Below are 12,270 nucleotides of genomic sequence, written 5' to 3'. Positions count from 1 at the left end.
GTTGCCGCGCCGCCGGACCGCGCCTAGCCGGTCCGGGAGGCGGAGTCGCGTCCAGAATCGGCCTCATACGCTTCAATGATGGCGGCGACAAGCGGGTGACGCACCACATCCTTGGCGGTGAAATAGCTGAAATTGATCCCCGGCACATGACCCAGCAAGCGTTCCGCATCGGCCAGACCCGAGGGCACGCCGCGTGGCAGGTCCACCTGGCTCCGGTCGCCGGTGATGACCATGCGCGAGCCCTCACCCAGCCGGGTCAGGAACATCTTCATCTGCATGGTCGTGGCGTTCTGCGCCTCGTCCAGCACCACAAAGGCATTGGCCAACGTCCGGCCCCGCATAAAGGCCAGCGGCGCGATCTCGATCTTTTTCTCTTCGATCAGCTTGGCAATCTGCTTACCCGGCAGGAAATCATTCAGCGCGTCATAAAGCGGCTGCATGTAGGGATCGACCTTGTCCTTCATGTCGCCGGGCAGGTACCCGAGCTTCTCGCCCGCCTCGACCGCCGGACGGCTGAGAATGATCCGATCCACCAGCCCCGTGATGAACATCGACACGCCAACTGCCACGGCCAGATAGGTCTTGCCCGTCCCGGCGGGGCCTATGCCAAAGGCCAGTTCGTTTTCAAACAGCGACAGCACATAGGCTTTCTGCGCATCCGTGCGAGGCTCGACCAGCTTCTTGCGGGTCTTGATCTCGACCTTTTCGCCGGTAAACATTTCGAGCTGGTCACCGTCGCGCGCGCCGGTGCCCTGCTCGGAATTGCCCATGCGCAATTCGCGATCGACATCGGCCGCTTCGACCGGGCGGCCATCCTGCAGCCGCTCATAGAGCGACTCAAGCACCTCCTCGGCCTGCTTTTGCGCCGTCTCATCGCCGAGAATCGCGAGCTGGTTGCCGCGCCGCAGAATCTGCACGCTCAACTTCTCTTCGATCTGGGCAAGATTGCGGTCGTATTCTCCGCAAAGATCAATCAACAAACGGTTGTCGGGAAACTCAAGAAGCACCTCTTTGGGCGCGTCTTCCTGCGGTGGGTTCAGGGCACCTATGGCCATCCGCTCTCCTGTGTTGGCAGTCTGGGTCGAGCGTAGCCAACATCGCGTCCCGCGTGCAAGCGCATGTCGCGCTTTTTCATCTCGCTGAAACAAATCGTGGCAACGACAAGCGTGTCACGCGGCCTGAACCGATCAAATCGCAAGCGCCTCAAAACCGGAAATTCACGCCCAGCCGCAAACCGTGATATCGAGGCGTTGATTTGGTCGATATATCCTGCCCCAGATCAACCGTCTTCGAATTGAGTTTCACGTATTCGTACTCGCCAGTCAGCGACAGCCGTTCGCTCAACTTGTGCTCGACCCCCAAACCGAGCGAGTAGCCGCTGCGCCGATCATCAACCGTGGACGAAAAAGCGCCAGCTGTCAGGCCAGTTTCGACCTCCGCATTTACATATCCAATGGAACTGAAATAGAGCGTTCGCGCGGACCTGTTGGAAATCCCGCCCTTGAACCGCAAGCTAAACTGATCGTTGATCTTAGATTCGCTTTCAGAAGAAATGCCATTCACTTCACCTGACGCCGAACCCTCGATATTGGCAAGATCATAAGCGACTTCAAAACCGTAAACATACTGACGACCTGTGGCGAACCGTATCGAGTCCCGCCAGCCGCCACGCACTCCGCCCGAAAAACCATCTGGCTTCTGATCTCCAACGTCACCGATCCGGCCAAGGTCGTCCGAGACACCAAACCGGTCGCTAAACCCGAGACTGTAGGCAACTGAACCGCCAACATAAAACCCGTCCCAGTTCGGCGGCTCCGGCGCATCGACAACCGGGTCCTGCAAGGGCGATTGCACATTCCCCGCAAGGACGGAACTGGCGGCGCTGGCCGCCAAAAGGAGTCCCGGGATCGCTTTGAAGCCCAGAGCGGATTTCCATTTTTTCATCGTGAGCCCCCTCACATACTCGAAGTTTCACACGTGATCGACCAGAGCATCGCTTTATCCGCCCGGCCACACGCAAATTACTACATCTGGGCCGGTGTAGCGCAAAACACACAACCTGTACACTGCCACCACAACGTCATTGACGTTGCGGCGGCATTTTTATGCCAGAACACCCCGCAAGGAGTTTGCCGCCGAGTCAACGATGCGCACACGGCGCAGATCACCGATCTCGACATCGGCATCATCCACATGCACCGCATGCAGATAGTCTGACTTGCCACCCATCTGCCCCGGAAGACGCCCGGGCTTTTCAAACAGGACCTTGACCTCACGACCTACCATCGAATCCTGAACAGATCGTTGATCCCTTGTGATCAGGGCCTGAAGACGCTGCAGGCGATCATCGGCCTCAGCCAGGTCGACCTGGGGACGCTCAGCCGCAGGCGTTCCGGGCCGGGTCGAGTATTTGAAGGAATAGGCGTAGCCATATTTGACCTCTTCCACCAGATTGAGCGTGGCCTGAAAATCCGCCTCGCTCTCTTCGGGGAAGCCAACAATGAAATCGCCCGACATCAGGATATCGGGCCGCGCCGCGCGAATGCGCTCGATCAACCGCAGATAGCTTTCGGCGGTGTGCGACCGGTTCATGCGCTTCAGGATTCTGTCCGAGCCCGACTGCACCGGCAGATGCAGATAAGGCATCAGCTTGTCGCAGGTACCATGCGCCTCGATCAGGTCGTCGCCCATGTCATTGGGATGCGAGGTGGTGAAGCGGATGCGTTCCAGCCCGTCGATCTTGTCCAACTGCCATATCAGTTGCGCCAGTGTCATATCGCCCGCTGGCCCGGCCCCGTGATAGGCGTTGACGTTCTGGCCCAGCAGCGTGATCTCGCGCACGCCACGTTCGACCAGATCGCGGGCCTCATTCAGGATGCGATCGACCGGGCGGCTGACCTCGGCCCCACGGGTATAGGGCACCACGCAGAAGGCGCAGAACTTGTCGCAACCTTCCTGCACGGTCAAAAAGGCGGTGGGACCGCGTTTCGCCTTGGGGCGCTTTTTCAACTGCTCGAACTTGTCCTCTTCGGGAAAATCCGTGTCCAGCGCTTTGGCGCCCTGGCGGGTCTTGGCCTCCATCTCGGGCAGGCGGTGATAGCTTTGCGGGCCGACAACGAGATCGACCAGAGGCTGACGGCGCATGATCTCTTCGCCCTCGGCCTGCGCCACGCAACCCGCGACGCCGATTTTCAAGTCGGGTTTCTCCGCCTTCAGCCCCTTGAAGCGGCCAAGTTCGGAATAGACCTTTTCCGCCGCCTTCTCGCGAATATGGCAGGTGTTCAGCAGGATCATGTCGGCGTCATCGGCGCTTTGGGTTTCGACATAGCCCTGCCCGCCCAGCGCCTCTGCCATGCGCTCGCTGTCATAGACGTTCATCTGACAGCCATAGGTCTTGATGAAGAGTTTCTTGGGTTCGGACATCGGGCGTGGCCTTTGCACTGGCGGGATCGACGCAGGCGTCTATACGCTACGCGCATCGCTTGCAATGCGGCTGCAATTAACCGAATTTGTGCCAGCATGCCAGCGCCGCAAACCACAGGACCCTGATGCAGCACCCAACGCTCGACCGATTTCTGGAACAGGACACCGCCTTGCCGGGAGCCGCGCCGCTGGCGCTGATCTTCGTCGAAGATGACGTCGAGGTCGCAACAACATTGCGCCATCACCTGCAATGCGGCTTCGGAACGGTCCTGGCGCTGATGCCGGATGCGTTTTCACTGCCTCAAGATGTCGAGTCGCGCGTGCATCGCATCAGCTTCGACTGCGGCCCCGAAGGCGCAGTAACAGCTGCCGTCAACCAGGTGATCGCAGCCACATCGGGGCGGTGGACGTATTACTGCTATAATGCGGAATATCTGTTCTATCCGTTTTGCGAGACCCGCAGCGTGGGCGAGATGCTGGCCTTCCACCAGGAAGAGCGCCGCGACGCCATGCTGACCTATGTGATCGACCTTTATGCAGATGATCTGGGGCATGCGCCCAACGGCGTGTCGCTGGACCGGGCACATCTGGACAAATCAGGCTACTACGCCCTCGCCCGAACCGACCCGATCACCGGACAACCGAGGGAACGCCAGTTGGATTTCTTCGGCGGCGTGCGTTGGCGGTTTGAGGAACACATCCCAAGAGACAGCCGCAAGATCGACCGGATCGCTTTGTTCAAATCCGCACCCGGTCTGGAACTGCTACCCAACCACACCTTTGCCGAGCAGGAATACAACACCTATGCCTGCCCCTGGCATCACAACCTGACGGCGGCGATCTGTTCTTTCCGCACCGCCAAGGCGCTGAAGCGCAACCCAGGATCAAAATTCGATATCCACAGTTTCCACTGGCACAATTCAACCCCCTTCGAATGGCATTCCCGCCAATTGCTGGATCTGGGCCTCATGGAACCCGGGCAGTGGTTCTGATCACGGGGGACAGACCGGCGCGCCGATTACGAAGGCGAATCAGGGCATTGTTCGAAAGCTTCGGATCGTTGTGCGGGCAGCCCTTGCAACTCAAGCATGCAATAAAAATGTGAACCTCTCGATACATAAAAACAATTCCCATTAACAAGCAAAGATGGTTTTTAATAGTTACTCAAAATGGGAGAATTGAGACGTGGCAAGGATTATTCGCAACGGTGATTTTGGCGGCCCGAATTTTGTAAGGGGGCTCGCCTTGCAGAAAGACAGTTTCGCAGTTGTTAGTGACAGCGTCGCCACGCTCGGGCCTTTTGAGGGAGGATTTGATTCCACGTCGTCGATCACCATGGTTGTGTTTGGAAGCGGTTTTGGCCTTACCGGTGACGGGCGCTATACCGGGCGGGTGTCAAGCTTCATGGCAACTGACAACGACGGCAACAGTTGGCATGTCACCGATTACGGCCCAACGCTGAATACATTGAACACCGCCTCGATCGAGCAGACCTTCATCGAGAATCTGCTTGGTCCGACGCAATGGGACTATGTCGGGAACGATTTCGATGACGTCTTTATCGGCGCGACCTTCGCCGACAAGCTGCGCGGTTTTGGCGGGAATGACAGTTTCGAAGGGCTGGGCGGGAATGACACCATCTGGGGCGGCAAAGGCAATGACAGTCTGCGTGGCCAGCAGGGTGATGACACCATAGGTGGTGGAACCGGGCACGACCTGATCGAAGGTGGCACAGGAAATGACCTGTTGTTCGGCGCCAAAGGGAAAGATCAGATCAACGGTGGTGACGGGGCCGATCTCATCTTTGGCGGCGCGGGAAGCGACGGGCTTCGCGGGCTTACCGGGGCCGATACGATTGTGGGTGACTCAGGGTGCGATCGTATCTTCGGCGGCGATGGGGCAGATTTTCTGGAAGGAGCCGGCGGTAAAGACAGGCTGTTCGGGCAAAATGGCGGTGACACGATTCTAGGCGGCGAAGGAAACGACTTTGCGCAAGGCGGCGGCGGCGTCGATCTGGTGTTCGGCAATGCAAATGACGACACGGTTCAAGGTGGCGATGGCGCCGATTTTCTCATCGGCGGCCGTGGAAACGACACGATCTCCGGAAACACATCTCTGAATGTCTCCTATGACGGCGCACCCGATACGTTCCTGTTCAACGGAGCTTTCGGTGATGACAGGATCACGGATTTTGAGATCGATTGGGACGCGATCTGGCTGATCGGCGTCACGGAATCAGACGTCGAGGTACTGACCGCCGGATCAGATGTGCTGATCCGGGTACAAAACAACGGCGAGCAACGAATCCTCGTGGAGGGCGTGGCGCCAGAGTTCGATCGCGATGTCGATATTGTTTATCTTGAGAGCAACGATGATCGGGTTACGGACGTGATCGGCGACTTCTGGATCTGAGAGGGTTTGCTGAGGGAAGCCGCACGATACCGCGCGTGGCTTGAACCCAACACGCTCGCCGCGCCCGAACCAGCAGAAGTGCCCCTCAGAGGTATTTGCAAAAGCGATGGTCAGGGACCATCGCCGCCGCCCGGTCCGATATCGTCCAGATAATCCTCATCTATCGCCGCCTGCACCGCGCCGGTCACGGCCTCTTTCTGGTTAGGTGACAACTCGTCGGCCTGTTTGCCTTCGGCGAGCCGCACAGTCACCTCGCGATGGGCAAAGCGGATGCCTTCGCGCTCAAAGAGTGCACGGATTTCTTCGAACACCTTCTTGCGCACCAGCCATTGATCGCCCGGCTTGGTCATGAACTTGACCCGGATGATCATCGCCGAATCCTGCATCTCGATCACGCCCTGCGATTTCAGGGGCTGGATGAAGTTCTCGCCGATCACCGGGTCCTTTAGCAGCTCCTTTCCGAGATTCTTGATCAGCTTGCGCACCCGTTCCACATCGGTGTCATAGGTCACCCGTAACGGCAGTTTCATGATGACCCAATCGCGGGAATAGTTGGTCAGCACCTTGATCTCGCCAAAGGGAATTGTGTTGAGCGCGCCCAGATGGTGGCGCAGCTGGAACGAGCGGACCGAGATCTTTTCGACCGTCCCCTTCACGTCGCCGATATCGATATACTCGCCCTTGCGGAACGCATCGTCGACCAGAAAGAACGCGCCCGAGAAGATGTCGCGCACCAGCGTTTGCGCGCCGAAACCCACGGCCAGACCGACCACACCGGCACCGGCGAAGAGCGGGCTGACATTGATACCCAGCTCCAGCAGAGCGATGAGCGAGATGGTGACCACCACCACCGCCAGGATTGCCCCGCGGAACAGCGGCAGAAGCGTCGCCAGCCGCGATGCGCTGCTGCCGCCGCCCTCATCGCCCAGTTCACCCTCTCCTTCATCGACGGTTTCTTCGGCGATCTTGCTGTCGATCCAGATGCGGAAGAAGTGATAGACGATATAGCCGATGAAGAGGATCACCATGACATCCAGCGCCCGTTCGACCGGCAGGTCCTCTGTCCAGCTGGCATCGGGATACCAGATCACGATCAGCGCATATGCGCCCACCACAAAGGCAAGCGCCCCGGCAACGCGGCGGGCCAGATCCTCGTAGGTGGCGATCGGGTGGGCCTTGGGGGCGGGAACCTCTTCTTCCCAGTCCTCTTCGGCGTCCGCAATTGCCAGTTCCTCGTTGATCTGCTGCACATGGCGCGAGCGAGCAAAATACCGCTCCAGCAGGTAGTTCATGGCACCATAGGCCACCACCACGGACATGAAGATGGCGTAGGTTCCGGCTATCAGCGGGATTGGCGAAGGTTTTTCCAGAACCAGGTCAAGCGCCAGATCGAACCAGCCGAACACGATATAAAGCAGGATGACCGGTGCCCAAGCAAACGAGATCAGCCGCAGCAGGAAAGACACCTGCTCGATCGCTCTGCCGCCGCGGATCGCATGGGAAATCGCGCGCGCGTTGAACAGCACCATCAGAATATTGGCGAGCGCTCCGACCAGAGAGAGCACGCCGTAGACCATCGCATAGACGTTATAATTCAGCCCGAAATCGGCGACCCAGGTGGAAAACAGCACCGCCGAGATATCATAGGTCGCCACAAAGCTCGCCCAGATATACAGCCGTTTGGCATCACGATCCGAGAACGGCGGCAGGCGATATTGCGACAGGTAGGGCGACAGAATCATGCGCCACAGATCCGAGATCGTGCGCGACAGAAAGTAAGCGGTGAACACCGCCGTCACCGAAAACTGGATCGAGATATCGTCGGTGGGACCAAAGATCAGATACCCGATAATCGCGGCAAAGAGCATCGCAAACACGGTGCCGCCGATCCCCATGAGGAAGCGATAGACCAGGAACGGCATCTTGTCGCGAAAGCCCTGCGGGTCCTCCTTGATCCGCGCAACCACATAGCGTTTCGCGATCCGCTTGCCGTAAATCTCGACCGAGAGCCAGCGCCCGACAAGCAGAAAAAGCACGTTCCAGAACAAGACCTCCGCATAGGTCATGATGCGACCGTCCGGGCTGGTCTGCCGCAGGATATACTGCACTTCGAAGATCGAGTAGGGCAGCGCTTCCAACCGCGAATCCAATGACTTGCGGAATTCCGAGAACCGCTCCTGCGCCTTCATCAACTGCGAGCCTTCGGCCATCGGATCGGTATTTTCGCCCGCGTCGGCTTCGGTACTGCCCGAAGCGCTGACCAGCCTGCCGGTACTGTCGATCACGATCACGCTTGCACCGGCTTCTGACGCGTCACGGATGGCAGTGGCCAGATCCCCCTCGGTGGTGGTCTCCGCCTCCTCCGAGGAAGATACTCCGGGCAAATAGGATAATTGGGCCCGGGACGGCCCGGTCAGGGCCAGCGACAGCCACACGGACAGAGCCAGGCAGAACAGAATACGGATCATGGGATCGTGACTTCCGGAATTGTTTACTGACAGGACGTTACAGGACTGGGTTGCACTCTTCAAATGACATGGAAGCACTGCTGCGCGAGCGTGTATTGAGGCCACAGCTTGGACCGCCTATGTCGGTTTCGAGTTTCCAAAGCCCGGGCTTTTGACTAACAGGACGCGGTGGCGAGCGCGGACGCCGGAATACATACAGACTGCCGTCGGAGATCAACAGCGTGACAGGCCAAACCGCAGGTGAAAAAATTGCCGTTCTGGGCCTTGGCTATGTCGGGCTGCCGCTGGCGCTCGGGCTGGCGCGCGCGGGCTTTGACACACTGGGCTTTGACACTGACCAGGCGCATGTCACGGCATTGCTGGGCGGTCATGACCGCGCCGGTGAAGTCTCTGGCCAGGCTTTGCAGGAAACCAGCGCGCATTTGTCTGCCGATCCTGCGGAACTGGCCGATTGCACCACCTACATCCTTGGCATACCGACGCCGATCACCTCCGCCAAGACGCCGGACCTTGGCCCCTTGCGCGCCGCCTGCCGGATGATCGCACCGCATCTTGTGCCCGGCGATCTGGTGATTCTGGAATCCACCGTCTATCCCGGCGTGACCGAAGAGGTCTGCGGCCCGCTGCTGGCCGAAGAGAGCGGGCTGCGCCTCTATAATGATATCCGGCTGGGATATTCGCCGGAACGGGTCAATCCTGGCGATGCGGCGCATGGGCTGGAAAGCCTGGTCAAGGTGATCTCGGCGCAGGATGGTGCCACGCTGGATCGGGTCGAGGCAATCTATGCGCCGGTGATCAAGGCGGGCGTGCACCGGGCCAGCTCGATCAAGACCGCCGAAGCCGCAAAGGTGATCGAAAACACCCAGCGCGACATTAATATCGCCCTGGTCAACGAATTCTCGCTGATCTTCTCGCGGCTGGGCCTCGATACGCTGGAGGTGCTGGAAGTGGCGGGCACCAAATGGAACTTCCTGCCCTTCAAGCCGGGGCTTGTCGGTGGGCATTGCATCGGGGTCGACCCCTATTACCTGACCTACCGGGCCGAGCAGGCAGGCTATCACCCCGAGGTAATCCTGGCAGGGCGCCGCATCAACGACACGATGGGCCGTCATGTGGTCGCTGAACTGATCAAGCTGATGCTGGCGCGCCAAATCAATCCCAGCACGGCGCGTGTTCTGGTCATGGGCTTCACGTTCAAGGAAAACTGCACCGATATCCGCAACACCCGCGTGGCTGACATCCTGACCGAGTTGCAGGATTATTCCGTCACCGTCGATCTGCATGACCCATGGGCAGATGCCGAGGCGATCAAACAGGAATACGGGTTCGAGGTGACGCCTGCGCCCGAAACCGGCAGCTATGATGCGATTATTGTTGCTGTCGGTCATCGCCAATTCGTCGACATGGGGGCGCAGAAAATTCGCGCGCTCGGCCGTCCCGGCGCGGTTTTGTTTGACATCAAGGGCGTTTTTGACAAAACCGAAGCTGATCTGAGGCTTTAGGCAAGGCATGAACTGGGGCAGCACACACGACGAATCCGGGCGCGCGCCACGCATCATGCTCTATAGCCATGATACGTTCGGCCTAGGCCATCTGCGCCGCTCACGCGCGTTGGCCGCCGCGATCACCGCCGCGCAGCCCAGCGCCTCGGCGCTGATCCTGACCGGCTCGCCCATTGCCGGGCGTTTCACGTTCCCACGGCGCGTCGATCATGTGCGCCTGCCCGGCGTGACCAAACGCAGCGACGGATCTTACGCATCACGCACCATTGGAATGGGCATCGAAGAGGTCACCGAATTGCGCGCGGGGCTGATTCAGACCACCGCCGAGCAATATGACCCCGATATCCTGATCGTCGACAAGGAACCGACCGGGTTTCGCGGCGAGTTGCTGCCCACCCTTGAAAAGCTGCAGCGCCAGGGCCGCACCAGGCTGGTGCTGGGGCTGCGCGATGTGCTGGACGCGCCCGATGTGCTGGCCGCCGAGTGGGAGCGCAAGGATGCCATCGCCGCCACCGAGCGATTCTATCACGAGATTTGGGTTTACGGCCTGCGTTCAATCTATGACCCGACAGCCGGGCTGCCGCTGTCCAACGCGGCACAGGCAAGGATGCACTGGACCGGCTATCTGCGGCGCGAGTTGGGCACCACCGACGAGCCACCCGAACAGCCCTATGTGCTGGTCACGCCCGGCGGCGGCGGCGATGGCCGCGCCTTGGTCAATCTGGTACTCAGCGCCTATGAACAGGACCCCGACCTGAACCCGCGCGCGGTGCTGGTCTATGGCCCTTTCCTATCCGGTGATCTGCGCGCCGAATTCGAGGCTCGCGTCGCCGCACTGAACGGGCGGGTGACGGCGGTGGGGTTTGAATCACAGATCGAAACGCTGTTTGCCGGCGCCGCCGGTGTGATCTGCATGGGCGGCTATAACACGTTCTGCGAGGTGCTGTCCTTTGACAGCCGCGCCGTCATCGTGCCGCGCATGGTGCCGCGTATGGAACAATGGCTGCGCGCCTCGCGGGCTGAACAGCTGGGTCTGATCCGCATGCTGGACGAAAAACGCGATGGGCTGTCGCCCGAGGCGATGATCCGCGCCATTCGCGAATTGCCGCAGCAACCCCTGCCCTCGCAAGCGATCCGTGACGGGCTGCTGGACGGGCTGGATTACGTCACCCACCGGGTTGCTGTTTTGCTGGGCGAAGCGGGCGAGCAGGCCGCCGAATGAGCCACACCCCGCCAAAACTGGCGGTGCTGGTCAAGGGCTGGCCGCGCCTGTCAGAGACCTTCATTGCGCAGGAACTTGTCGCGCTGGAAGAGACCGGGCAAACGTTCGACATCTGGTCGCTGCGCCACCCGACGGACGTGAAACGCCACCCGCTTCATGACCGCCTGCAAGCGCCGGTGCATTACCTGCCGGAATACCTCTATCAGGAGCCGGACCGCGTCTGGGCCGCCCGCGCCATCACCGCCACTCTGCCCGGATATGCCGAAGCCTGGCGCGTCTGGCGCGCCGACCTGCGCCGTGACCCGACCCATAACCGCATCCGCCGCTTCGGGCAGGCCTGCGTGCTGGCCGCCGAACTGCCCGATACGGTGACCGGGCTTTACGCCCATTTCCTGCATACGCCCTCATCGGTGGCCCGCTATGCCGCGATCATGCGCGGCCTGCCCTGGAGCTTTTCGGCACATGCAAAGGATATCTGGACCTCGCCGGAATGGGAGTTGCGCGAAAAACTGACCGCCACCAGTCATGGAGCTACTTTCGGGGCCACCTGTACCGCCTTTGGCGCGCGGCATCTGCGGTCGCTCTCAGACGACCCGACCCGGATCGATCTGGTCTATCACGGGCTGGACCTGACCCGCTTTCCGCTGCCCGATCCGCGCGCGCCCCGCGTCGCCAAAGCGCCGTTTCATATGCTCTCGGTCGGGCGCATGGTCGAGAAGAAGGGATTTGACAGGCTGCTGGACGCATTCGCCCTGCTGCCGGATCATCTGGATTGGCGCTGGACCCATATCGGTGGTGGCGAACTGACCGGAACGCTCACCGAGCGGGCGCGTCAGCTCGGATTGTCCGACCGGATCACCTGGCGCGGTGCCTGCGATCAGCCCGAGGTGATCGCCGCCATGCGGCAGGCCGATCTGTTTGTGCTGCCCAGTCGCATTGCCGCCAATGGCGATCGCGACGGCTTGCCCAACGTTCTGATGGAGGCCGCCTCGCAACGTTTGGCGATCCTGTCCACTCCGGTCTCGGCGATCCCCGAATTCATCACCTCGGGCATTCATGGGCTGTTGGTCACCGACGATCCGAACGCGCTGGCGGATGCCATCACGCAGATGGCGGCTGACCCCGCACGGACGCAACAGATGGCCGAGGCTGCGCTCGAAAGGCTACGCGACGCCTTTGGCATGGCACCCGGCATAACCCGCCTGTCGGCCCGGCTGTCCGATTTATGCGGGGCGGCCTGACC

At 60.3% G+C, this 12,270-nt stretch carries 9 protein-coding genes; 5 read left to right on the top strand and 4 right to left on the bottom strand.

The window, feature by feature from the left end; genetic code table 11:
- Positions 1–23: 23 nt before the first annotated feature.
- From AB1E34_RS04615 to miaB, 3 genes are all read right to left on the bottom strand, one after another.
- On the bottom strand, positions 24–1,055 hold the full coding sequence (locus AB1E34_RS04615) for a PhoH family protein (RefSeq protein ID WP_372571164.1): 1,032 nt from the start codon (positions 1,053–1,055) through the stop codon (positions 24–26).
- Positions 1,056–1,203: 148 nt separating this feature from the next.
- On the bottom strand, positions 1,204–1,944 hold the full coding sequence (locus AB1E34_RS04610; protein WP_372571163.1) for an outer membrane protein: 741 nt from the start codon (positions 1,942–1,944) through the stop codon (positions 1,204–1,206).
- A 159-nt stretch (positions 1,945–2,103) separates the two neighbouring features.
- Positions 2,104–3,423 (bottom strand): tRNA (N6-isopentenyl adenosine(37)-C2)-methylthiotransferase MiaB, encoded by a 1,320-nt coding sequence (miaB, locus tag AB1E34_RS04605; RefSeq protein ID WP_372571162.1) that lies wholly within the window; start codon positions 3,421–3,423, stop codon positions 2,104–2,106.
- A gap of 125 nt (positions 3,424–3,548) precedes the next feature.
- Here miaB and AB1E34_RS04600 point away from each other — a divergent pair, with 125 nt between their 5' ends.
- Positions 3,549–4,415 (top strand): hypothetical protein, encoded by an 867-nt coding sequence (locus AB1E34_RS04600; RefSeq protein ID WP_372571161.1) that lies wholly within the window; start codon positions 3,549–3,551, stop codon positions 4,413–4,415.
- Between the two features lie 193 nt (positions 4,416–4,608).
- A complete protein-coding gene (locus tag AB1E34_RS04595) occupies positions 4,609–5,835 on the top strand; it encodes a calcium-binding protein (RefSeq protein WP_372571160.1) in 1,227 nt (408 codons plus the stop codon).
- Between the two features lie 110 nt (positions 5,836–5,945).
- Here AB1E34_RS04595 and AB1E34_RS04590 read toward each other — a convergent pair whose 3' ends face one another.
- Positions 5,946–8,303, bottom strand: a complete 2,358-nt coding sequence (locus tag AB1E34_RS04590) for a mechanosensitive ion channel family protein (protein ID WP_372571159.1) — start codon at positions 8,301–8,303, stop codon at positions 5,946–5,948.
- 221 nt (positions 8,304–8,524) lie between these two features.
- Between AB1E34_RS04590 and AB1E34_RS04585 the strand changes: the two genes are divergently transcribed.
- From AB1E34_RS04585 to AB1E34_RS04575, 3 genes are read left to right on the top strand one after another with little or no spacing between them, the layout of a single operon-like run.
- Positions 8,525–9,805, top strand: a complete 1,281-nt coding sequence (locus AB1E34_RS04585) for a nucleotide sugar dehydrogenase (RefSeq protein ID WP_372571158.1) — start codon at positions 8,525–8,527, stop codon at positions 9,803–9,805.
- Between the two features lie 7 nt (positions 9,806–9,812).
- Positions 9,813–11,027: a glycosyltransferase family protein gene (locus tag AB1E34_RS04580; RefSeq protein ID WP_372571157.1), complete on the top strand. Its 1,215-nt coding sequence runs from the start codon at positions 9,813–9,815 to the stop codon at positions 11,025–11,027.
- Positions 11,024–12,268, top strand: coding sequence for a glycosyltransferase family 4 protein (locus tag AB1E34_RS04575; RefSeq protein ID WP_372571156.1), 1,245 nt, complete (start codon positions 11,024–11,026; stop codon positions 12,266–12,268). Before AB1E34_RS04580 ends, AB1E34_RS04575 begins: the two co-directional genes overlap by 4 nt.
- Positions 12,269–12,270 lie beyond the last annotated feature (2 nt).

Source organism: Ruegeria jejuensis (assembly GCF_041537905.1).
In the GTDB taxonomy this organism is placed as follows: domain Bacteria; phylum Pseudomonadota; class Alphaproteobacteria; order Rhodobacterales; family Rhodobacteraceae; genus Ruegeria_C.
The sequence above is the reverse complement of the archived record's forward strand: the minus strand, read 5'-3'. Positions and strand labels throughout refer to the sequence as shown.

Coding starts and splice junctions, on each gene's coding strand:
- AB1E34_RS04615 (WP_372571164.1), bottom strand. CDS start 1,055: ATGGCCATAGGTGCCCTGAACCCACCGCAGGAAGACGCGCCCAAAGAG.
- AB1E34_RS04610 (WP_372571163.1), bottom strand. CDS start 1,944: ATGAAAAAATGGAAATCCGCTCTGGGCTTCAAAGCGATCCCGGGACTC.
- miaB (WP_372571162.1), bottom strand. CDS start 3,423: ATGTCCGAACCCAAGAAACTCTTCATCAAGACCTATGGCTGTCAGATG.
- AB1E34_RS04600 (WP_372571161.1), top strand. CDS start 3,549: ATGCAGCACCCAACGCTCGACCGATTTCTGGAACAGGACACCGCCTTG.
- AB1E34_RS04590 (WP_372571159.1), bottom strand. CDS start 8,303: ATGATCCGTATTCTGTTCTGCCTGGCTCTGTCCGTGTGGCTGTCGCTG.
- AB1E34_RS04580 (WP_372571157.1), top strand. CDS start 9,813: ATGAACTGGGGCAGCACACACGACGAATCCGGGCGCGCGCCACGCATC.
- AB1E34_RS04575 (WP_372571156.1), top strand. CDS start 11,024: ATGAGCCACACCCCGCCAAAACTGGCGGTGCTGGTCAAGGGCTGGCCG.